At 60.7% G+C, this 23,182-nt stretch carries 17 protein-coding genes; 11 read left to right on the forward strand and 6 right to left on the reverse strand.

Annotation, left to right across the window (positions count from 1 at the left end; all coding sequences use genetic code 11):
* The first annotated feature begins 115 nt into the window (after positions 1 to 115).
* The 6 genes from NH234_RS24175 (at position 116) to cmoB (ending at position 6,649) form a co-directional block, all read left to right on the forward strand.
* The gene (locus NH234_RS24175) at positions 116 to 490 is read left to right on the forward strand and encodes a DUF6124 family protein (RefSeq protein WP_262158763.1); all 375 of its coding nucleotides are present in this window, start codon (positions 116 to 118) and stop codon (positions 488 to 490) included.
* A gap of 630 nt (positions 491 to 1,120) precedes the next feature.
* Positions 1,121 to 3,544, forward strand: a complete 2,424-nt coding sequence (lon, locus tag NH234_RS24180) for an endopeptidase La (RefSeq protein WP_085734119.1) — start codon at positions 1,121 to 1,123, stop codon at positions 3,542 to 3,544.
* Between the two features lie 220 nt (positions 3,545 to 3,764).
* On the forward strand, positions 3,765 to 4,157 hold the full coding sequence (locus NH234_RS24185) for a protease inhibitor I42 family protein (RefSeq protein ID WP_085734118.1): 393 nt from the start codon (positions 3,765 to 3,767) through the stop codon (positions 4,155 to 4,157).
* A gap of 2 nt (positions 4,158 to 4,159) precedes the next feature.
* Complete coding sequence (locus NH234_RS24190) at positions 4,160 to 4,804, forward strand: lysoplasmalogenase (RefSeq protein WP_170929649.1); 645 nt, start codon at positions 4,160 to 4,162, stop codon at positions 4,802 to 4,804.
* Between the two features lie 184 nt (positions 4,805 to 4,988).
* Positions 4,989 to 5,696 (forward strand): carboxy-S-adenosyl-L-methionine synthase CmoA, encoded by a 708-nt coding sequence (gene cmoA / locus NH234_RS24195; protein ID WP_305881741.1) that lies wholly within the window; start codon positions 4,989 to 4,991, stop codon positions 5,694 to 5,696.
* Complete coding sequence (gene cmoB, locus NH234_RS24200) at positions 5,693 to 6,649, forward strand: tRNA 5-methoxyuridine(34)/uridine 5-oxyacetic acid(34) synthase CmoB (RefSeq protein ID WP_367254492.1); 957 nt, start codon at positions 5,693 to 5,695, stop codon at positions 6,647 to 6,649. The genes cmoA and cmoB overlap by 4 nt, the downstream gene beginning before the upstream one ends.
* A gap of 56 nt (positions 6,650 to 6,705) precedes the next feature.
* On the opposite strand, the gene tadA is transcribed toward cmoB, so the two are convergent.
* Positions 6,706 to 7,203, reverse strand: a complete 498-nt coding sequence (tadA, locus tag NH234_RS24205; RefSeq protein WP_367254493.1) for a tRNA adenosine(34) deaminase TadA — start codon at positions 7,201 to 7,203, stop codon at positions 6,706 to 6,708.
* Positions 7,203 to 8,579, reverse strand: coding sequence for a multicopper oxidase family protein (locus NH234_RS24210; RefSeq protein ID WP_085734113.1), 1,377 nt, complete (start codon positions 8,577 to 8,579; stop codon positions 7,203 to 7,205). The genes tadA and NH234_RS24210 overlap by 1 nt, the downstream gene beginning before the upstream one ends.
* Positions 8,580 to 8,825: 246 nt before the next feature.
* On the opposite strand from NH234_RS24210, the gene NH234_RS24215 reads away from it, so the two are divergent.
* Positions 8,826 to 13,160, forward strand: coding sequence for a membrane-targeted effector domain-containing toxin (locus NH234_RS24215; protein ID WP_367254494.1), 4,335 nt, complete (start codon positions 8,826 to 8,828; stop codon positions 13,158 to 13,160).
* Between the two features lie 80 nt (positions 13,161 to 13,240).
* On the opposite strand, the gene guaA is transcribed toward NH234_RS24215, so the two are convergent.
* The 4 genes from guaA to NH234_RS24235 all read right to left on the reverse strand — a co-directional run bounded on the left by guaA (position 13,241) and on the right by NH234_RS24235 (position 17,892).
* Complete coding sequence (gene guaA / locus NH234_RS24220; protein WP_011335797.1) at positions 13,241 to 14,818, reverse strand: glutamine-hydrolyzing GMP synthase; 1,578 nt, start codon at positions 14,816 to 14,818, stop codon at positions 13,241 to 13,243.
* Positions 14,819 to 14,917: 99 nt separating this feature from the next.
* Positions 14,918 to 16,387, reverse strand: coding sequence for an IMP dehydrogenase (guaB, locus tag NH234_RS24225; protein ID WP_085734111.1), 1,470 nt, complete (start codon positions 16,385 to 16,387; stop codon positions 14,918 to 14,920).
* 115 nt (positions 16,388 to 16,502) lie between these two features.
* Positions 16,503 to 17,051 (reverse strand): hypothetical protein, encoded by a 549-nt coding sequence (locus NH234_RS24230; protein ID WP_011335799.1) that lies wholly within the window; start codon positions 17,049 to 17,051, stop codon positions 16,503 to 16,505.
* A 73-nt stretch (positions 17,052 to 17,124) separates the two neighbouring features.
* Positions 17,125 to 17,892, reverse strand: a complete 768-nt coding sequence (locus NH234_RS24235) for a sulfite exporter TauE/SafE family protein (RefSeq protein ID WP_085734110.1) — start codon at positions 17,890 to 17,892, stop codon at positions 17,125 to 17,127.
* A 101-nt stretch (positions 17,893 to 17,993) separates the two neighbouring features.
* Here NH234_RS24235 and NH234_RS24240 point away from each other — a divergent pair, with 101 nt between their 5' ends.
* The 4 genes from NH234_RS24240 to leuA all read left to right on the forward strand — a co-directional run bounded on the left by NH234_RS24240 (position 17,994) and on the right by leuA (position 23,119).
* Positions 17,994 to 18,881, forward strand: a complete 888-nt coding sequence (locus NH234_RS24240; protein WP_085734109.1) for a LysR family transcriptional regulator — start codon at positions 17,994 to 17,996, stop codon at positions 18,879 to 18,881.
* Positions 18,882 to 18,891: 10 nt separating this feature from the next.
* On the forward strand, positions 18,892 to 20,271 hold the full coding sequence (gene xseA / locus NH234_RS24245; RefSeq protein ID WP_085734108.1) for an exodeoxyribonuclease VII large subunit: 1,380 nt from the start codon (positions 18,892 to 18,894) through the stop codon (positions 20,269 to 20,271).
* Positions 20,272 to 20,274: 3 nt separating this feature from the next.
* Positions 20,275 to 21,096 (forward strand): peptidoglycan DD-metalloendopeptidase family protein, encoded by an 822-nt coding sequence (locus NH234_RS24250; protein WP_367254497.1) that lies wholly within the window; start codon positions 20,275 to 20,277, stop codon positions 21,094 to 21,096.
* 343 nt (positions 21,097 to 21,439) lie between these two features.
* Positions 21,440 to 23,119, forward strand: a complete 1,680-nt coding sequence (gene leuA / locus NH234_RS24255) for a 2-isopropylmalate synthase (RefSeq protein WP_085709408.1) — start codon at positions 21,440 to 21,442, stop codon at positions 23,117 to 23,119.
* The last annotated feature ends 63 nt before the right edge of the window (positions 23,120 to 23,182 follow it).

The raw sequence follows: 23,182 nt of genomic DNA on the forward strand, positions 1-23,182 counted from the left end.
CTTGGAGGTATGCCGATTCCTCAGTTATCGGTCCGCGAACCCGCGTACAGCTGCCACCTCAGATTGCGTCGCGGCATTCGAAGGCAGCTCCAATTTCACCAACTGAGTATTCACCATGAAAAAACCAACACCCAATCCCCCCGAATCAAACGACACCTCGCCCTACGAATCCGCCGATTCAAAGAAACTCCACGACGCCGCCGAACGCGCGCTCGACCACCACTTCAACCCCATCCCGAAAAAATGCCCCGGCCGCCGACCGAGCCAGATGTTTCAGATCTCCCCGGACATGGACGACGAAACGCTGTTGGCCCATGCCTGTGAGTCTTTGGCCACAGCCAGTGTCATGGCCAGTGATGTAGCGGCTTTTGTCGATACGCCGCAGCGGCATCGGATCCTGGGGATTCAGCAAGTGATCATGCTGGCGGAACTGGCGGTGAACCGAGTACTGGATAACGTCGAAGTACAGCGTTACCCGACACCCAGCTAAGCCGCCCTGACGAAATCGACTGCCAGCCACAGACTGCATTCGCTGGCAGATCGATTGGGACGCAGAGCGTCCCGGGCTGCATTCCCACGCAGAGCGTGGGAACGATCAAGTTACAGCCATGCGCGGGAGGGCCTACGCCCTGCCAGGTTCCATTCCCCGGTCGACCAACCCGCGCATGGCTCCCCAAAAAACAGGATGAGCGTTAGCTCGATAAAGCTCTTGATCTTGATCCACCGTCCCTTCGGAAGGCTGAGTGGAGGTGTTCATCCGGGGATTGGCGCGCAGCGCCGTTTGGCGAAGCCGAACTCATCGACGAAGTCGATGCCCCCGGAGGGACGCCGGAGCGAAGGAACCCGAGCCTGCGAGGGCCGAACGCCGGGACGAGCCTTTTTGGGTACTTTTTTGGCGTTTGAAAAAAGTGCCTCGCCGTAAGGGCGAAACCGCCAGCGGCAACCCCCGCAGAAACGGATATTCACCCAAAACCCAAGAGCATGGCCGGCCCAAAGGCCGCCAAGCCCAACCCCAAAACCCTGTCAAAACCCTGAACACACAAGCAGAAACACCCACCCCCATTGAAACCACCCAAACCCTGCCCCATCTAACAGCCATACCCCATTGCGCAGGTGCCCCATGAGCGACCAGCAAGAATTCCCCGAGAACCCCGACGACATCACCGAAGCCGACGCCGAACACATCGAACACCACGTCCCCGGCAAAGGCCTCGCCCTGCCCGGCCAGAACCTGCCGGACAAGGTCTACATCATCCCGATCCACAACCGCCCGTTCTTCCCGGCCCAAGTGCTGCCGGTCATCGTCAACGAAGAACCCTGGGCCGAAACCCTCGAACTGGTCAGCAAATCCGAGCACCACTCCCTGGCCCTGTTCTTCATGGACACGCCCCAGGAAGACCCGCGCCACTTCGACACCAAGGCATTGCCGCAATACGGCACCCTGGTCAAGGTGCACCACGCCAGCCGCGAAAACGGCAAACTGCAATTCGTCGCCCAAGGCCTGAGCCGCGTGCGCATCAAGACCTGGCTCAAACACCACCGCCCACCGTATCTGGTTGAAGTCGAATACCCGCACCAGCCCACCGAGCCGACCGACGAGGTCAAGGCCTACGGCATGGCGCTGATCAACGCGATCAAGGAACTGCTGCCGCTCAACCCGCTGTACAGCGAAGAGCTGAAGAACTACCTCAACCGCTTCAGCCCCAACGATCCGTCGCCGCTGACCGACTTCGCCGCCGCCCTGACCTCCGCCACCGGCCCCGAGCTGCAGGAAGTGCTCGACTGCGTGCCGATGCTCAAGCGCATGGAAAAAGTCCTGCCGATGCTGCGCAAGGAAGTCGAAGTCGCGCGCCTGCAAAAAGAGATCTCCGCCGAAGTGAACCGCAAGATCGGCGAGCATCAGCGCGAGTTCTTCCTCAAGGAGCAGCTCAAGGTCATCCAGCAGGAGCTGGGCCTGACCAAGGACGACCGCAGCGCCGACCTCGAACAGTTCGAGCAGCGTCTGGAAGGCAAGGTCCTGCCGACGCAGGTGCAGAAGCGCCTCGAAGAAGAGATGAACAAGCTGTCGATCCTCGAGACCGGATCGCCGGAGTACGCCGTCACCCGCAACTACCTCGACTGGGCGACCTCAGTGCCATGGGGCGTGTATGGCGAGGACAAGCTCGACCTCAAGCACGCGCGCAAGGTGCTCGACAAACACCACGCTGGCCTCGATGACATCAAGGACCGGATCCTGGAGTTCCTCGCGGTCGGTGCCTACAAAGGCGAAATCAGCGGTTCCATCGTACTGCTGGTCGGCCCGCCGGGCGTGGGTAAAACCAGCGTCGGCAAATCCATCGCCGAATCCCTCGGCCGGCCGTTCTACCGCTTCAGCCTCGGTGGCATGCGCGACGAAGCCGAAATCAAGGGCCACCGCCGCACCTACATCGGTGCGCAACCGGGCAAACTCGTGCAGGCGTTGAAAGACGTCGAAGTGATGAACCCGGTGATCATGCTCGACGAGATCGACAAGATGGGCCAGAGCTACCAGGGCGACCCGGCCTCGGCGCTGCTCGAAACCCTCGACCCGGAACAGAACGTCGAATTCCTCGACCACTATCTGGACCTGCGAATGGACCTGTCGAAAGTCCTGTTCGTCTGCACCGCCAACACCCTGGATTCGATCCCCGGCCCATTGCTGGACCGGATGGAAGTGATTCGCCTGTCGGGCTACATCACCGAAGAAAAAGTCGCCATCGCCAAGCGTCACCTGTGGCCGAAACTGCTGGAAAAGGCCGGCGTGTCCAAGGGCAGCCTGAGCATCAGCGACAGCGCCCTCAAAGCCCTGATCGACGGCTACGCCCGTGAAGCCGGCGTGCGCCAGCTGGAAAAACAGATGGGCAAACTGGTGCGCAAAGCGGTGATGAAGCTGATCGACGACCCGAAAGCGGTGATCAAGCTAGGGCCGAAAGACCTCGAAGCGTCCCTCGGCCATCCGGTGTTCCGCAACGAGCAGGTGCTGTCCGGCACCGGCGTGATCACTGGCCTGGCGTGGACCAGCATGGGCGGCGCGACCTTGCCGATCGAGGCCACGCGGATTCATACCCTGAATCGTGGCTTCAAGCTCACCGGGCAACTGGGCGATGTGATGAAGGAGTCGGCGGAGATCGCCTACAGCTACGTCAGTTCGCACCTCAAATCCTTTGGTGGTGACCCGAAATTCTTCGACGAAGCTTTCGTCCACCTGCATGTGCCGGAAGGTGCGACACCGAAAGACGGCCCGAGCGCCGGCGTGACCATGGCCAGCGCCCTGCTCTCGCTCGCCCGCAATCAGCCGCCGAAAAAAGGCGTGGCGATGACCGGTGAACTGACGCTGACCGGGCATGTACTGCCGATTGGCGGGGTGCGCGAGAAGGTGATTGCGGCGCGGCGGCAGAAGATTTTCGAGTTGATTTTGCCGGAGCCGAATCGGGGCAACTTTGAGGAACTGCCGGATTACCTGAAGGAAGGCATTACGGTGCATTTCGCCAAGAAGTTTTCGGATGTGGCGAAGGTGCTTTTCTAACCCTCCCCTGATGATCGTTCCCACGCTCCGCGTGGGAATGCATCCTGTGATGCTCCGCGTCACGCTTGCGAAGGGACGCAGAGCGTCCCGGGCGGCATTCCCACGCGGACGGTTCGACGCCTCGACGTGGGAACGATCACGCCAAGCCTGGCGCGGTCACACTTTGTCTTATCTTCAGTTATGCTCGCCGTTCGTCGCCAACACCGGAGCCACTGAATCCATGTCCCCCCTTCGCCTGTTTGTCCCCCTGTCCCTCGCCCTGCTGGCCGCCTGCGCCACGCAACCGAAAACCAACGTGACCGTGGAAAAACAGAGCGAATGCCCGGTGCGGCTGACCAACGGGCAAAACCTGATCGTCATGCTCCCGAGCAACCCCACCACCGGCTACCGCTGGGCCATCCAGGATTCTGCCGGCGGCGTATTGCGCGCCCTCAGCCCCGAGGTCTACAGCAGCCCGAAAGATTCCGGCATGGTCGGCGCGGGCGGTTTCTCCACCTGGCGCTTCCAGGCTTTCGCCACCGGCACAGGACGCCTGCGCCTGACCTCGCAACAACCCTGGGAGCCTGAAGTCGAGCCGGTGGAAACCTTTGACTGCGCGATCTCGGTGAACTGATCGTGGGCTGGCTGATCCTCGCGCTGATGGGCGCAGCGACCTTTCTCTATGGCGTCAGCACCCATGCGGCGCTGCTTTGCCTGCTGGTCAAACCGTTGCCGGTGCTGGCGTTGCTGGGCTGGCTGCACGATGCGCCGCCGAGCGACTATCGCCGCTGGATCAGCCTCGGTCTGATTTTCTCGTTGCTCGGCGATGTGCTGCTGGCATGGCCGGGAGATTTGTTCGTGTTTGGCCTGGGTGCGTTTCTGGTCGCGCATCTGGCGTATCTCAAGGCTTACCTCAGCGATTGCCGGCGTCTGGCTCTGTTGCCGCTGGTGCTTGCCCTTGGCGTTGGCGCCGTGCTGTTGGGCATATTGATCAGCAGCGGACTCGGACCGTTGACCGTGCCGGTGATCGTCTACGGCACCGCCATCAGCGCCATGCTCTGGCGCGCTCTCGCCCGACTCGGCAGCGGCGTACCGCAACGTTCGGCGTTGCTCGCGGCCGGCGGCGCGGTGGCGTTCGTGTTCTCCGACAGCGTGATCGGCATCGATCGTTTTGTCGCACCGTTCCACGCTGCGCCGTACGTCATCATCCTCAGTTACTGGCTGGGGCAATGGGGCATTGCCGCCTCGGCATTTTCCCAAACCAAACGTCCCGACCTTTAAAAGATCTTTGATCGTTCCCGCGTCAAGGCGTCGAACTGTCTGCGTGGGAACGATCACTGGCTGCAAAGCGGTTTATCAGACAACCCGCGCATCTGCGCGCCAGTTTGGCTAAAATGCCGGCCTTTTCATCGACACCGCCGGAACCGCCGTGAGCAAAGAACCCGATCGCATTTTCGCCCAGCCGATGGCCCAGGTGCCTGACTTCGCCTTCAACGAAGACGTGGTGCGGGTGTTCCCGGACATGATCAAGCGTTCGGTGCCGGGTTATCCGACCATCGTCGAGAACCTCGGCGTGCTCGCGGCGCAGTTCGCGCAGCCGAACAGCGTGCTCTACGATCTCGGCGCCTCGCTGGGTGCCGTGACTCAGGCCCTGCGCCGTCATGTGCGCACCGACGGTTGCCGGGTGATCGCGGTGGATAACTCGGCCGCGATGGTCGAGCGCTGCCGCGAGTACCTCAACGGTCAAGACTCGATGTTCCAGGAGTTGCTGCCGGTCGAAGTGATCGAAGGCGACATCCTCGCCCTCGTTTTCAAACCGGCCTCGGTGGTGGCGCTGAACTTCACTCTGCAATTCATTGCCCCGGATCAGCGCACGGCGTTGCTGTCGCGCATTCGCCAATCGTTGCTGCCGGGTGGCGCGCTGATTCTGTCGGAGAAGTTGCGCTTCAGCGATGCCGAAGAACACGCGCTGCTGACCGATCTGCACGTCGCGTTCAAACGCGCCAACGGCTACAGCGAACTGGAAATCGCCCAGAAGCGCAGTGCCATCGAAAACGTCATGAAGCCCGACAGCCTCGAAGAACACCGCGAGCGCCTGCTGACCGCCGGGTTCTCGAAAGTCGTGCCGTGGTTCCAGTGTCTTAACTTTGCCTCGTTGATTGCCTTGCCATGATTGATCTGTCCCCCCTCGCCCGCCGTCTGGCCGGCACGCCGCTGGCCGAATGGGCCAACACCCTGCAAGCGCAACTCGACAAGAAAATGGAGAAAGGCCACGGCGATCTGGAGCGCTGGCAAAGTGCGCTGGACGCCTTGCCGAAGATCCAGCCGACCGAAGTCGACCTGCTCGACGGCCTGAAACTCGACACCGATTGCGACGCCGAAACCCGCGTACAGATGCGCACCGCGCTGATGGGTTTATCGCCTTGGCGCAAGGGGCCGTTCGACCTGTTCGGCGTGCACGTCGACACCGAGTGGCGCTCGGACTGGAAGTGGTCGCGGGTTTCTCCGCACCTGGATCTGAAGGGCAAACGCATCCTCGACGTCGGGTGCGGTAACGGCTACTACATGTGGCGCATGCTCGGTGCCGGCGCCGACAGCGTGATCGGCGTCGATCCGAACTGGCTGTTTTTCTGCCAGTTCCAGGCGGTGCAGCGTTATCTGTCAGAGCCGAATGTCTGGCACCTGCCGTTCCCGTTCGAAGACCTGCCGCCGAATCTGGAAGGCTTCGATACCGTGTTCTCGATGGGTGTGTTCTATCACCGTCGCTCCCCGATCGAGCATTTGCTGGCGCTCAAGGATTGCCTGGTGAAGGGTGGCGAGCTGGTACTGGAGACGCTGGTGGTCGAAGGCGACAAGCATCAGGTGCTGGTGCCGGAAGACCGTTATGCACAGATGCGTAATGTATGGTTTTTGCCGTCGGTGCCGGCGCTGGAGTTGTGGCTGCGGCGTGCGGGGTTCACCGACATTCGTTGCGTGGATGTCAGCATGACAACGGTCGATGAACAGCGCGGAACCGAGTGGATGAAGTATCAGTCGCTGAGTGACTTCCTCGATCCGCAAGATCACAGCAAGACGATCGAAGGGCTGCCGGCGCCGATGCGGGCGGTGATTGTCGCGAAGAAGTAAATCTTCCGAACACAAAAAAACTGTGGGAGCGCGCAAGCTCGCTCCCACAGGTTTTTTCATTCTGCCGGTTTTGCGCGCCGTGCCCGGAAGAACTCGGTCAACACTGCCCCGCACTCCTCCGCCAGCACCCCACCTTCATACAGCACTCGATGGTTGAGAAAGCCCTGGGTGAAGAACTGCCCCTGACTCTGCACAATCCCGGCCTTGGGCTCCAGTGCGCCGTACACCACGCGAGCAACCCGCGAATGCACGATCAGCCCGGCGCACATGCTGCACGGCTCCAGCGTCACGTACAGCGTGCTGCCCGGCAGACGATAGTTGTCCACTGCTTGCGCGGCGGCGCGGATCGCGACCATTTCTGCATGTGCGCTGGGGTCGCTGGTACTGATCGGGCAGTTGAATCCACGGCCGATGATTTCCCCCTCCTGCACCAGCACCGCGCCCACCGGCACTTCGCCGAGGGCCGCGCCTTGGGCCGCCAATTCCAGCGCCTCGCGCATGAAGTCACGATCACGGCTGCGGTCGATGATCGCCGCGGGGCGAATCTGGCGCATCACTTCACCTCGATGGCGGCCATCAGGCCGGTTTCCATGTGATCGATCACGTGGCAGTGGAACATCCACACCCCCGGGTTATCCGCCACCAGCGCCACTTGCGCGCGTTCGTTCTTGCCCAGCAGATAAGTGTCGGTGAAGTACGGCACGATCTTGTGCCGATTCGACGCAATCACCTTGAAGCTCATGCCGTGCAGGTGGATCGGGTGCTGATACTGGGTCATGTTCTTCAGTTCGAAAATATAACTCTGGCCCAGTTTCAGGCTGGCGATCGGCCGATCGGCGCAGGTCTTGTCGGTGATGTCCCAGGCCTTGCCGTTGATCTGCCACAGACTCGGCGGCTTGCCGTTGTCGACGTTCACCGACACCGAACCGACCCATTCGAAATTGAAGTTGAGTTTCTCGGCATTGGCCAGATCCGGTTCGGCGACGGGGTTGGCAGGCAGTGCTTTCGGCCAGACGGTCGGCGCATCGTTGTTGGCCACCGAACGCAGGGTGCCCAGGCGAACCGGGCCGTTGCGCAGCGACAGTTCCTCACCGGCCGGCGGCGCCTTGATCGCCAGGCAGATGCGCATGCCCGGGCCGAGCCAGTATTCCTTGCCCAACGGGCGCGGCTCGACCGGGTTGCCGTCCAGGGCATAGATCTGCGCTTCGACGCCGGGAATATTGATGCGATAGGTCAGGGTGTTGTCGAGGTTGAGCAGGCGCACCCGGGTTATCTGTCCGGCTGGCAGCTCGATGATCGGTGAAGGCACGCCGTTGATGGTCGACAGCCGCCCCGCCGTACCGCCACGGGCCGCTTCGCGCGGGATGCTGAACTCGACGAAGTTGCCCTCGTCGTCGATGTGCCAGTTCTTCAGGCTCAGGGTCTTTTCGTATTTGAACCCGGTCGGTTCGCGCTCCTCCACGATCAACGGCCCGACCAGCCCGCGACCGAGTTCTTCGCTGCTGCTGACGTGCGGGTGATACCAGTAGCTACCGGCATCCGGCACACGGAATTTGTAATCGAAGTATTCCCCCGGCAACACCGGCAATTGCGAAACGTACGGCACGCCGTCCATCTCCAGCGGCAGGCGAATGCCGTGCCAGTGAATGGTGGTGGCCACCGGCAGATGGTTGATGAAGCGCACCCGCAGCCACTCGCCCTGACGCACGCGCAATTCGGTACCCGGTGCCGACGGACCGAACGCCCAGGCCTCGGTCTTGTGCCCCGGCACCAGCTCGACGTCCAGCGGTGCTGCGATCAGCTCGTAGTCATGCCCGGCGTTGGCATCGGCCACCTTGCCCAGCCAGTACCGCGTCACACCACCGGCTCCAGCGCCAACCACTGCAAGACCGGCCAGGCCACCGAGAATTTGTCGACGGGTAAAGGACATGGACACAACTACCTCACGTATCAGCCGCAGGCCAGGGCGCCCGCAAAAGGCGAATACGATACACCTGCGGTTGCGAAACAGTAAGGGCAGCGCGGCGGATGGCCGCAGACTACAAGCGTGAAGCCTGTTTCCGATGCATTTTTTAACTTCAGACGACAGGCCAGCAGCGCTGCGTCTGACAGACGTGTCCTGCGTCTCCTGAAATCATCGCGGTCGTTTTTTATCCACCACGCTCAAGGAAAGATTGTGGACACGACACGCGACATGGCACTGCCCAACAGCGCCGACAGAAACGCCCTCAAGGCACTGGTTCCCGCCCTGGTCGAGGCCTGCCCCGACATGTATGAAATGGCCTGCTCGATTGCCAGAGAGATCCTCGCCAGCCATGACCTCGCTCACCTGGAACCCGAACAGGTTTACTGGCATCGGTTCCACGCAGCCCAAAGCAGCCCGCGAACCTTCACCGGCTGGGAACACCTGTTTGAAACGCCACGCGAATCGATGACCCTGCCGCAACTGGTGATCCAGCGCTTCAGCGTTCACGACCAGGACAACGCCGACCTGCTTGATTCCGACGCAGGTTTCTATACCGCCGGCCCGGACGCCGGCACCTATAACGAAACCAACGAAGTGAAGCTGCATAGCAGTGACGTCCTCAAAGAGTTCTGGAAGATCAACTTCGCCGACCGCTACCGGAAAAAGGTCGATTCGTTCTGGACCAAGCATGGCAAGACCTTCAGAACCCTGGCCAAGTGCACCTTTCTGGCCAAGGCCATGGAAGACCGGGAAGGCGGTCGGCTGTCGGACGACAACTTCCGCATGGCCGTCAAAGCCATCGCCGGAAATGTCGGTTGGCCCGTGACACGCAAAATGCTTGAAGACGAAACGCCGCCAGCCGATGGATTGCACGTCAGTTTGCTGAAAATCGGTGGTTTCGTCGCGACCGACATTCTGTGCATCACCGATGGCAAGGGCGGTGTCATCCTCTACGTACCGGGGGAGATCTGGGGTGTACATGCCTTGCAAAATGCCCGTGAGCTGCACTGGTGGGTGCTGTCGCAGATCAGAAAGCCCTCCGACCGAAAACGCTTCATGGCACATTTTCAGATTGCCGATCACGACATCATGGAGGATACGTCCTGGCGTGCGGTCGCGAAGCGGCGATGGCTCTGGGCTTTCGGGCCGCTGGCGGGAGGCATCTCGGAGCTGTGGCGCGCACCGCATATCGATAACGTCGGGTTGAACCATGTGCTGGATCTGCTCGTCAGCACCTGGGACAGCGACGATCACACGCTGGTGGCTCACACCGGTGCTGCTCTCAGTGGCGATATCTTCAGTTTTCTGGCGACCGCCACCCACGCCCGCATGATCAGCGATGCGGAATTCATGCTGCATTCCAATGGTGATCTGCGCAAAAAGCTGTGGATCGGTTACCTCAACGCCTTCAACCGCGTATTCGGGCCGATGGCGGCCGTTGGCTGGCCGGTAGCGCTGGCCGTGGTCGGTGCGGGCATCGCCAACGTCGGGTTGCAGATCGATCAGGCAGTCAACGGCAAGACGCCGCAGGCGCGCAAGGCCGGCGTGACAGGGGCGGTTTTCACAGCCATCGACACGCTGTTCAATGCCATGTTCATCAAGGGCGGCAGCAAGTTGCCCGAAATTGCCGAGTCCGAGACATTCCTCGCTCAGACAGAGGAATCAGCGATATCCGAACTGTCCATTACCCCGGAAGAAAAACTGGAGGCAGCGGCCCAGGCTCGAACACCGCTACCCTCTCTGGTGGAGGTCGCACCGAAACAGGTATTGCCTGAAGCACCCGAGGACTTTCTCGAATCGTTCAAGACCGAGATCGACGAAAGGACCCGCATCGAAACTGACGGCCCGAAATTTGAACAGATCATTCAAACCACGTCGGGCAAACACTACATCTACATGCGCCGCTCTACCGGTCAGGGGTTTTATCAGGTTCGTCATGTAGGGCAACTGGGTGGCTGGGTCATCATCGACCCGGCCAATCCGTATTCGTTTTACCGCAATGTGCCGGTTCGTCTGAATGAAGCGCTGAAATGGGAACCTGCTGTACGTCCAGGCCTCAAGGGTGGGATGAAGATATTTGGCGACTGGCCTTGGGGGCACACCGCCGATCCGCTGCCCAGAGTGGGCAAGCAACTGATGCCGTATGACATTCCTGAATCCTTCAGAGACACGCTGCGTTCAGTGGCGCAGACCCGCGTGGACGATTTCCCGCTGGACAGCCTGCATGCCAGCGACAGTCTCTATCAGGACTTCAAGACGCTGCGCCGCAGCCTGTACGACGATGCCATCGATTTCTTCAGTGTCCCGGCTACGCCTGCGCGGCCGACGTTACCCGCCTTCAAACCCGCAACTTCGTTCGCTGACATGAGCAAGCGCCTGTTCAAGGAAATCTCCGGGCTGGTGATCGGTCAGGAAACAGCCGCCACGGGCGCGCGTGGCGTACTGATCGACAATTTCAAGGTGCTGAACAAACAGAAGGTCAGAACCCTGTATCTGGATCATCTTCTGACCGACTTTCACCAAGCGAATCTCGAGCTTTTCCACAAGACAGGCCAGTTGCCGCACGAGCTGGAAGATTATCTCAAGACCCTCGATACCCGGTTCGGTACCGACCCTGCCGGTCCTCACTCGTACACGGAGCTGGTGAAAAGCGCACAGAAAAACCATATCCGGGTCCAGGCCATAGACTGCATGGCCAGTCGCCGTTTCCCCCACATGGAGCAAACGTCAGAAACCAGCAGCCGGAAAATGATGAACTATTTTTCCGACACCGCGATCCGGACCGATCAGGCAGCAAGGGGGGACCATCGCTGGGTAGCACTGGTGGACGAAGGACGTGCCAGCACCTTCGACAAAGTCGTGGGCCTGGGCGAACTGCAGGGTGGCGCCTCTTTGCGCATAGAAGAAGTGACGGTGGGCAAGGTCGGCGGCCTGTCGCCTGACCCGGGCAAAAAGATAAAAGATCTGCTGGGCAACCCCATCGATGTGCTCAAAAGCGATTTACGTCTGCAATTGAGCGCGCCACCACCGGTTGTCACAGCCCGAACGATCGAAGACGCGTTGCCGGGAAGAGGCATGTTCATGCTTCAGGAACCTTCCACACTTTTCCACCGCAGTGGTGACGGTACGCTGGTGAGTACCCCCATCGTGCGGGACGCCGCAGGATTTTCCATTGTTCGCCCACGATGGAGCTCGGTCAGTGGGCGCCACTTCGACAGTGTTCATGAATTGACACAAGCGCTGGAGGACGAGGGCCTGACGCAAAGGCGCGTGCGCATCGATCCATCGGCAACACCCGGAAAATTACCGTTGCCCGTGACCGCTACAGGCTCGACGCCGCTTTCTGAAGTCCTGCTACCTGACACACCGTCAATCGATTCGCCTTATGAAATTCCCAAACCGCTGCGCAGTCGTTTAAATACCGCCGCCAGAAGCGGTAACGAACGAACACTGGGCGATGCATTCGCAAGCCTTGATGGCCACTCGCCTCTCGACACTTTCAGGTCCTTGCGCAAGCAACTGCGTGAAGCTGCCACGCATTACTACGCCAGACTCTACATCGGCCCACGCCCGACGCTTGCGCCCATCGATCCCGGAGCGACCGCCGAATCGTTCATTGACCGGTCTCTGGAGGAGTTCAATGGACTGGTCATCGGTGAAAGCCATGCCGATACGGGCAGCAAACAATGGCTCATGGAGCAAATGTCGGTACTCGCCCGCAAAGGCGTGAAGACCCTGTACATGGAACATCTACTTACAGACTTCCATCAGGCAGCACTGGACAATTTTGCCAGGACCTCGGTCATGCCACGGGACCTCGAGTTGTACCTGAACACTCTCGACCGTGGACACATGACCGATCCGCTGCGGCGCTACACGTTCCTCAATTTGGTAAAGGAAGCCAACCGCCATGGCGTGCGTATTCAGGCCATCGATTGCATGGCCAGTTACCGACTGGAGGGGATGAGCGGCCTCGAACCGACAACCCGGCAGAAAATGATGAATTTCTACGCCCACACGATCATCGGGGCCGATCAGGCTGCACATGGGCCACACAAATGGGTAGCGCTCATGGGCAATTCCCATTCGAACACCTTCGAAGGCGTCGCCGGTGTCAGTGAGCTGGAAAATGCCCTCGGCCTGCGCATCGAAGATGTCGGTTATGGCGAGTCTCGCGGGTTCGAACCGGATCCCGGCAAGACCTTCCTGGACGAGAGGGGCAAGACTATCGGTCAAGTCAAAGGTGATATGCGCCTGCAAGTGCAGACACCGTGGAAAGCCAAGACCAAACTGGAAATCGAACAGTTGCTGAGTCGTCCGGGAATGTACACCTTGAAGAATGAACCCGGCGCAACCCTGCTGATTCACCGCGGCCGCGACAACCTGATAGCACGTACGTCGATCCGCTTCGAATCAGGACGCTGCTTCATCGAGCGGCCCGGCTGGCCCACCGTCCATGAGAAACGCTTTGACAGCGTCGAAGCCTTGTTCAAGGCCCTGGACGACCGAGGCATGACACTGGCCGGATGGTCCGGCCCTTTGTAAGCGACAACAAAAAAGCCGCGTGAACACTGTTCACGCGGCTTCGGATTGCCTGCACTCACGCCGTCATGGCGTGCGCGGGATCACTCCCACTCAATGGTCGCCGGCGGCTTGCTCGACACGTCGTAGGTGACGCGGGAGATGCCTTCGATTTCATTGATGATGCGGCCGGAAACGGTTTCCAGCAGTTCGTAAGGCAGGTGTGCCCAACGTGCGGTCATGAAGTCGATGGTTTCCACGGCACGCAGGGCCACGACCCAGGCGTAACGGCGGCCATCGCCGACCACGCCAACCGATTTCACTGGCTGGAACACTACGAATGCCTGGCTGACCTTGTGATACCAGTCGGCCTTGCGCAGTTCTTCGATGAAGATGTGGTCGGCGCGACGCAGCAGGTCGGCGTATTCCTTCTTCACTTCACCGAGGATCCGCACGCCCAGGCCCGGGCCCGGGAACGGGTGGCGGTAGACCATGTCGTACGGCAGGCCCAGTTCCAGACCCAGACGACGAACTTCGTCCTTGAACAGTTCGCGCAGTGGTTCGACCAGTTTCAGGTTCATCTCTTCCGGCAGGCCGCCCACGTTGTGGTGCGACTTGATCACGTGAGCCTTTCCGCTTTTCGCGCCAGCCGACTCGATCACGTCCGGGTAGATGGTGCCCTGAGCGAGGTACTTGATGTTGTCCAGCTTGCAGGATTCGGCATCGAACACGTCAATGAAGGTGCGACCGATGATCTTGCGCTTCTTCTCTGGATCGGCTTCGCCAGCCAGGTTGTTCAGGAACTGGTCTTCAGCGTTGGCGCGGATAACCTTGACGCCCATGTTCTCGGCGAACATGGCCATAACCTGCTCGCCTTCGTGCAGACGCAACAGACCGTTGTCGACGAATACGCAAGTCAGTTGATCGCCGATGGCCTTGTGCAGCAGTGCCGCAACCACCGAGGAGTCCACACCGCCGGACAGACCCAGCAGCACGTTGTCGGTACCGACCTGTGCGCGGATGTTGGCGATGGCGTCTTCGGCAATCTTCGACGGAGTCCACAGGGCTTCACAGCCGCAGATGTCGAGAACGAAACGCGACAGGATGCGACCGCCCTGTTTGGTATGGGTCACTTCCGGGTGGAACTGCACGCCGTAGTAAGCGCGCTCGTCGTTGAACATGCCGGCAATCGGGCAGCTCGGGGTGCTGGCCAGGATGTGGAAATCGCTTGGCATTTTGGTGACCTTGTCACCGTGGCTCATCCACACGTCGAGGCCGAACAGGCCGTCGGCGTCGATGTGGTCTTCGATGCCGTCGAGCAGACGGCTCTTGCCGACCACGTCAACACGGGCATAACCGAACTCACGCAGCTCGGAACCTTCCACCTTGCCGCCCAGTTGCTCGGCCATGGTCTGCATGCCGTAGCAGATACCGAAAACCGGTACGCCCAGGTCGAACACCGCTTGCGGGCAACGCGGGCTGTTGGCTTCGTGTACGGACTCGGGACCGCCGGCGAGGATCACGCCTTTTGGAGCGAATTCGCGGATCGCATCTTCGTCCATGTCGAACGGGTGCAGTTCGCAGTACACACCGATCTCGCGCACGCGGCGGGCAATCAGTTGGGTGTATTGCGAACCGAAGTCGAGGATCAGGATGCGGTGAGCGTGAATGTCGAGGGCCATGATTCAGTCTCGTCTAAGTAATTCAGAAACAGTCTTGATTCAGAAACGACTCGGGGCTGAATAAAACAGCCCCGGTCATTTGACGTTTTGCTTGAAGCCTCAACCTACGCGGTAGTTTGGCGCTTCCTTGGTGATCTGCACGTCGTGGACGTGGGATTCGGCCATGCCGGCACCGGTGATCCGCACGAACTCAGGCTTGGTGCGCATCTCTTCGATGTTGGCGCTGCCGGTGTAACCCATCGAGGAACGCAGACCGCCCATCAACTGGTGAATGATCGCGCTCAGGGTGCCCTTGTAAGGAACACGACCTTCGATGCCTTCCGGAACGAGCTTCTCGGCACCTGCCGAGGAATCCTGGAAGTAACGGTCGGAGGAACCTTGAGCCTGGGACATGGCGCCCAGCGAACCCATGCCGCGATAAGCCTTGTAGGAACGGCCCTGGAACAGTTCGATTTCGCCCGGTGCCTCTTCGGTACCGGCGAACATCGAGCCCATCATCACGCAGGAAGCACCGGCCACGATGGCCTTGGACAGGTCACCGGAGAAACGGATGCCGCCGTCGGCGATCAACGGAACGCCAGTGCCTTCGAGGGCAGCGGCGACGTTGGCGATGGCACTGATTTGCGGAACGCCGACACCGGCGACGATACGGGTGGTGCAGATCGAGCCAGGGCCGATACCGACCTTGACGGCGTCGGCGCCGGCTTCGGCCAGGGCCTTGGCGGCTGCGCCGGTGGCGATGTTGCCGCCGATCACCTGCACTTCAGGGAAGTTCTCTTTGACCCAGCGAACGCGGTCGATCACGCCTTTGGAGTGACCGTGAGCGGTGTCGACCACCACGACGTCCACACCGGCATTGACCAGCGCGGCAACACGGTCACCGGTGTCTTTACCGGTACCGACTGCAGCGCCGACACGCAGACGACCTTGGTCGTCCTTGCTGGCCAGCGGGTAAGCCTTGGCTTTTTCGATGTCTTTGACGGTCATCATGCCTTTGAGGGCAAACTTGTCATCGACGATCAGGACTTTTTCCAGGCGGTGCTTGTGCAGCAGCTCGCGGACTTCGTTCTTGTCGGCGCCTTCGCGAACAGTGACCAGACGCTCTTTGGGCGTCATCACTTCACGAACGGTGGCTTCCAGACGGGATTCGAAGCGTACGTCACGGGAAGTGACGATGCCGACCAGGTCGCCATCGTGCAGGACCGGAACGCCGGAAATGTTGTGCATGCGGGTCAGTTCAAACAGATCACGTACCGTGGCGTCAGCCTCGATGGTGATTGGGTCCTTGACCACACCGGCTTCGAACTTCTTGACCTTGCGGACTTCAGCAGCTTGCTGCTCGATGGTCATGTTCTTGTGGATAATGCCGATGCCACCTTCCTGAGCCATGGCGATTGCCAGACGGGCTTCAGTAACGGTGTCCATGGCGGCAGAAACCAGAGGAATATTCAGTTCGATGCCACGGGTGAGGCGGGTCTTGAGACTGACTTCGTTAGGAAGCACCTCGGAATAACCAGGCACTAAAAGAATGTCGTCGAAGGTCAGAGCTTCTTGGCTGATACGCAGCATCGCGGGGGCTCCCGAGCGGGAAAATGGAAGCGCGCCATTATAGTCAGACACCCCTTCGGGTTCAATGTAAAACTTGTCTTATATCAATGTTGCTGATGTACGGAAAAAGCGGCCCCTACAACTCGACCTTGACCCAGCTCACCGGTTGATCCAGCCAGTCGGCGAATTCGTCGATGAAACTCTGCTTGAACCCCGCCTCCAGCCAGTTATTGAAGATGAAGCCGAGGTTGGAAAACCCGCATTCCTGCAAATACAGAAAACCGTTGATGTCGTCTTCATGCCCGCACTCGGGGCAGGTGAAGTTGTCGGTACGGCCCGGCATCCAGTCTTCCAGACTTTCGAATAGCGCTTCGCCGATTTCCTGGCGGCACTCGGCGCAACCGGCCTCTTCGAGAAAACCCTTGGCCGGGGTGTAGATGCAGCGCTTGGTAATGACCTCAAGGCCATTGATCGGCTCACCGAACGGCAGCGCCTCGGGGTGCAGCACCACCGCGCGGGCGCCATCGGCGATGGCGTAGGCCATTCGGTTACCGGTACGCCCGCAGGTACTCAACTCTTCCTTGACGATGTTTTTGCGCACCAGCCAGCGCAGGATCGCCCGGGCCCGGGGCTCGTGCACCGGCAGGTTGGAGATTTTCGGGACGATGATGCTTTGGGAGTTCATGGTGCAAGCCTGCTGCGTCAAAGGATGTTCTGCGACGAACGCGGCCGGCAGCTTAATCCCTGAGACAATCCGGTCAAGTGCTTAAATAGCGTCCGATCAGCGCCAACCCGCTCGCCAGCACCAGCCAGGTCACCAGCCGCACAAAGGCTTCGCGGGACAAACGCATCGTCAGCCGCCGTCCAATCCACAAGCCCAGCGCCATGGCCGGCAACAGACACAGCGCCAGCATCAACAAGGGTAGCTCGGCATACACCCCGGCGATGGCGAACAGACTCAAACGCACCACCGTGCTGCAACTGATCAGCGCACTTTGCGTGGCCCGCGCCGCGTCCTTGGGCAGCCGGCTGTTGAGGTAGATTGCATAAAGAAAGCCGCCACTGCCGAACAACGCCCCGAACAGTCCGCCCACGGTGCCCATCGGCAACGCCCACATCGCGGACAACTGCGCCGGCCGGGCCTTGATCCACAAGCTGTAAACCGCATAGGCGCTGATGAACAGTCCCATCAGCAACAACAGCAGATCGGACTTGAGGTTGAGCAGAAAAATCACCCCCAGCGTGCACCCGACCGCCATGCACGGCAGCAGCCGCAGCAACTCCGGCTTCGCCACATCTCGCCGCGACGGCAGCAGATTGCCGAACGCCGCGACGAAATCCAGCAACACCAGCAACGGCACGATTTTCGACAGCGGCATGAACAGGATCAGAATCGGCCCCGCCACCAGCGCCGTGCCAAAACCGGCAATGCCGAACACAATGTAAGCCAGCGCGACACCCACTCCGAGGGCTGCCCAACCCCCGAAGCCCCACGACCATTCGCTCAACAACCCCGCCACACTCATCCGCTCGCTTCCTTTAATAAGCCTGCGATGACTTTAGCCAGCGCCGAGGGTTGCGACTAATATCATCGAAACCGCCAAGCCATCTCGAAAAGGCATGTCTCGTGCTTTCAACCCGTCAATTGCGCTACTTCGTGGAAATTTCCGAGTGTGGCAGCTTCAGCGCCGCCGCCGAGCGTCTGTTCATCGCCCAATCGGCGCTGAGCCGGCAGATCAAGGACATGGAAACCCGCCTGCAAACACCGCTGTTCGAACGCACGGCACGCCAGCCCCGGCTTACCGCCGCTGGCGAAGCATTCCTGCCCCGGGCGAGAAACCTGCTCAATGAATTGAACAAGGCCAGCACCCTGGCCACGGAAATTGGCCACGGCCGGCGCGGCACCTTGCGCCTGTGTCACTCCAGCACCGTGCCGATCAGTGGCCGATTATTGCGCGACATGAGTACTTACCTGGAGCAGCAACCCGGGGTTTCACTGGACATCGGCACGCTCTCCTCGGAAGCACAGCTCGAAGAACTGGCAGAGGGTCGGCTCGACATCGGCTTGCTGCGTCTGCCGGTGCTGCGTCAGCGCGAAGGTGTTCAGGTTGTGCCGCTCTACAGCGAGCGCTTGCTGCTTGCCGTGCCGGCGGATCATCGACTGGCTTTGACAGAGGCAGTCGATCTGGCGCAATTGAAGGATGAAGCGTTCATCTCCATCCCGCATCCGCAGCGCGGCGGGCTGAGCTATTTGTGCGCCGACCTGTGCATGCGTCACGGCTTTTTCCCTCAGGCTGCGCGGGTGATGTCGCGCAAGACCACACAACTGCAATTGATCCAGGCCGGATTCGGCATCGCCCTGCTACCGGAATCAATGCAGGACATCGCGCCCGCCGGTGTGAGATTTCTGCCGCTGACCGGCGATTGCCAGAGCACCGTCGCCCTCGCCTCTCGGCAAAATCCCACACCTCTGGTGCAACACTTCCTCCAGACATTCACCGGCGAATGCCTTTAAACTGCGCCCCATGATTAAAGATCCCTTTGCAAGACTCGGCCTTGACCGCGAAGTCCTGACCGTCAGCCAGCTCAACGGCCGCGCGCGGGTGTTGCTCGAAGACGTGTTCAGCAACATCTGGGTCGAAGGCGAAATCTCCAACCTCGCCCGCCCGGCGTCCGGCCACGTGTATTTCACCCTCAAGGACAGCGGCGCGCAGGTGCGTTGTGCGTTGTTCCGCCAGAATGCTGCGCGGGTGCGCCAGGCGCTGAAGGATGGCCTGGCGGTCAAGGTGCGCGGCAAGGTCTCGCTGTTCGAAGGGCGTGGCGACTATCAGTTGATCCTCGACACCGTGGAGCCTGCCGGTGACGGTGCGCTGCGTCTGGCCTTCGATGCCTTGAAGGAAAAGCTCAGTGCCGAAGGTTTGTTCAGTGCCGAGCGCAAAGTACCGCTGCCGACCCATCCGCAACACATCGGCATCATCAGTTCGCCGACTGGTGCGGTGATCCGCGACATCATCAGCGTGTTCCGCCGCCGTGCGCCACAGGTCAAGCTGACGCTGATCCCCACCGCCGTTCAAGGTCGCGAAGCCACCGCGCAGATCGTCCGCGCCCTCAAACTGGCGGATGCCCGTGGCTTCGACGCGCTGATACTGGCGCGCGGCGGCGGCTCGCTGGAAGATCTCTGGTGCTTCAACGAAGAGGCTGTGGCCCGGGCGGTGGATGCCTGCGTCACGCCGATTGTCAGCGCAGTCGGCCATGAAACCGACGTGTCGATCAGCGACTTCGTGGCGGACGTTCGCGCACCGACGCCGTCCGCCGCTGCTGAACTGCTTGCCCCGGATTCCAGCCACCTGATCCGTCAGGTCGAAAGCCTGCACCGCCGACTGGTGATGCGCATGCGTGACCGCCTGATGCGCGATCGCCTGCGCCTTGAGGGCATGACCCGCCGCTTGCGCCATCCCGGCGAACGTCTGCGCCAGCAGGCACAGCGTCTTGATGACCTGGACATGCGCATGCGCCGGGCCTTCGAGCGCCAGCTCAATACCCGCCGCGAACGCCTGATTCGTCTGGAAACCCGCCTCGCCGGGCAACACCCCGGACGGCAACTGGCCCTGCTGCGCCAGCGCCTCGACAGCCTCGCCGAACGCCTGCCACGCGCCATGAACGAAGGCCTGAAACGTCGGCGCCTTCAGCTGCAAAGCCAGATGCAGACCCTGCACGTGGTCAGCCCGCTGGCGACCCTCGGTCGCGGCTACAGCATTCTGCTCGACGAGCGTGGCAACGCGATTCGCAACGCTGCGCAAACCCACACTGGCCAACGCCTCAAGGCCAGACTGGGTGAAGGCGAACTGCAAGTGCGCGTCGAGGACAATCACCTGACGCCCGTCACCCTTTCTTTACTGGACTGATCCATGCCGCGTTTTCTTGCTCCGCTGCTGTTGCTGTGCCTGGCCTTCAACGCCCACGCCGACAGTTACATCACACGCTTGCTGAACAAACCGGTGCCGGGCGGCGTAGCTGTCGTCGATCTGGGGAGCTCTGCGCAAGCGCCGAAAGCCACGTATCAGGGCAAACCGGTGCTGGTGGTCAAGGAACAGAACAACTGGCTGGCGATTGTCGGCATTCCGTTGACCGTCAAGCCCGGCACCCAGCAGATCAGCAGTGGCGGCAAGAATTTGAACTTCACCGTAGGCAACAAGAAGTACCCGGAACAGCACATCACGCTGAAGAACACTCAGCAGGTCAATCCGAACCCGGCGAACCTGAAGCGCATCGAGGGTGAGCTGGCCGAGCAGATCAAGGCCTACCGCAGTTTCAGTCCGAATACCCCGAGCAACCTGCTGCTGGACAAACCGGTCAACGGACCGTTGTCGAGCAAGTTTGGCGTGCGCCGTTTCTTCAACGGTGAAGAGCGCAACCCTCACGCAGGCCTCGACTTCGCGGTGCCGGCCGGCACGCCGATCAAGACCCCGGCAGCGGGCAAGGTGATCCTGATCGGCAATTACTTCTTCAATGGCAACACCGTGTTCGTCGACCACGGCCAGGGCTTCATCAGCATGTTCTGCCACATGTCGAAAATTGATGTGCAGAACGGCCAGCAACTGGCTCGCGGCGCGCTGGTGGGCAAGGTTGGCGCCACTGGTCGGGCGACCGGGCCGCACATGCACTGGAACGTCAGCCTGAACGATGCGCGAGTCGATCCGGCGATTTTCATTGGGGCTTTCCAGCCCTGATTTCAGACTGAACACCCTCCTACGGGGATTGCGCACGACGAATGGTCCGCGCAATCTCCGCCAACAATAGCCGCCATATCAAGAATAAAATCTCGGAAAAAACTGCTTTCCGGGTATTCCTCTCAATTTTTTTCGATTGCTTGCCATCCTCATCCCTCGCGGTTAGGGTTGAAGGCATGAAAACCTCTCACACCCTTATTCAGCTTCGCCAGCACCGCAGCCTGTGCCTCGTCAGCGCACGACTGCCGGGCTGAATCGCTGCGCCTCGTCCCAAGCTTCTCCCCGAACATTCGTTCCACCGGCAGGCCGCCTCTTTTCGGCCCAGACAATAAGGAATTTCCCGATGAGCATGCTCAAAGACCCGTCTTCGAAATACCGCGCGTTTCCTGTGATCAACCTGCCGGATCGCACCTGGCCGTCGAAAACCATCGATGCCGCGCCGATCTGGTGCAGCTCCGACCTGCGCGACGGCAACCAGTCGTTGATCGAGCCGATGGACGCGGTGAAAAAGCTGCGCTTCTGGAAAACCCTGGTGCAGGTGGGCGTGAAGGAAATCGAGGCGTCGTTCCCGGCGGCTTCGCAAACCGACTTCGACTTCGTGCGTACCCTGATCGAAGACGGCCACATCCCGGACGACACCACCATTCAGGTGCTGACCCAGGGTCGTGAAGACCTGATCGAGCGTACTTTCGAATCCCTGCGCGGGGCGAAGAAGGCGATTGTTCACCTGTACAACGCCACCTCCCCTTCTTTCCGTCGCATCGTGTTCAATCAGGACAAGGACGGGATCAAGGCCATCGCCGTGAACGCCGCCAAGCTGTTCGTGAAATACGCAGCCATGCAGCCGGACACCGAGTGGACCTTCGAATACTCGCCGGAAACCTTCAGCGCCACCGAGCTGGAGTTCGCCAAGGAAGTCTGTGACGCCGTGATCGAGGTCTGGAACCCGACGCCCGAGCACAAGATCATCCTCAACCTGCCGGCCACCGTTGAATGCGCGACCCCGAACGTCTACGCCGACCAGATCGAGTGGTTCCACCGCAACATCAACCGTCGTGACAGCGTGATCATCAGTCTGCACACCCACAACGACCGTGGCACTGGCGTGGCCGCCACCGAGCTGGGCCTGATGGCAGGCGCCGACCGCGTCGAAGGTTGCCTGTTCGGCAACGGCGAGCGCACCGGCAACGTCGACCTCGTCACCGTGGCACTGAACATGTATACCCAGGGCCTCGACCCGCAGCTGGACTTCTCCGATATCGACGGCGTGCGCAAAGTCGTCGAAGAGTGCAACCAGATTCAGGTTCACCCGCGTCACCCGTACGTCGGCGACCTGGTGCACACCGCGTTCTCCGGCTCCCACCAGGACGCGATCCGCAAGGGCTTCGCCCAGCAGAAACCGGACACCCTGTGGGAAGTGCCATACCTGCCGATCGACCCGGCCGACATCGGCCGCAGCTACGAGGCGGTGATCCGCGTCAACAGCCAGTCGGGCAAGGGCGGTATCGCCTACCTGCTGGAGCAGGAATACGGCATCAGCCTGCCGCGCCGCATGCAGATCGAGTTCAGCCAGGTCGTGCAGCGTGAAACCGATCGTCTGGGCCTGGAAATGACCGCCCAGCAGATCCACTCGCTGCTGCACACCGAGTACCTGCAAGCCAACACCCCTTATGCGCTGGTCAGCCATCGCCTGCAGGAAGAGAACGGCCACAGCGCCGTCGAAGTGGAAGTGGCGAGCAAGGGCCAGGGCGAAACCAACCTGCACTGGCGCGGCAAGGGCAACGGTGCGCTGGAAGCACTGGTGGCCGGCCTGCCGATTCCGGTGGAGATCATGGACTACAACGAACACGCCATCGGCGCGGGCACCAACGCCAAGGCAGCGGCTTACATCGAGCTGCGCGTAAATGGCGAACGTGCCGTGCACGGCGTGGGTATCGATGAAAACATCACCACCGCCAGCTTCAAGGCACTGTTCAGCGCGCTCAATCGCTCGCTGAGCCAGCCGGAAGCGAAAGCGGCGTAAATTCACCGCTCAAATGCGAAAGGCCCCGGGGTTTACGCCTCGGGGCCTTTTTTGTTCTGATCA

The organism is Pseudomonas sp. stari2 (assembly GCF_040760005.1).
Taxonomy (GTDB): domain Bacteria; phylum Pseudomonadota; class Gammaproteobacteria; order Pseudomonadales; family Pseudomonadaceae; genus Aquipseudomonas.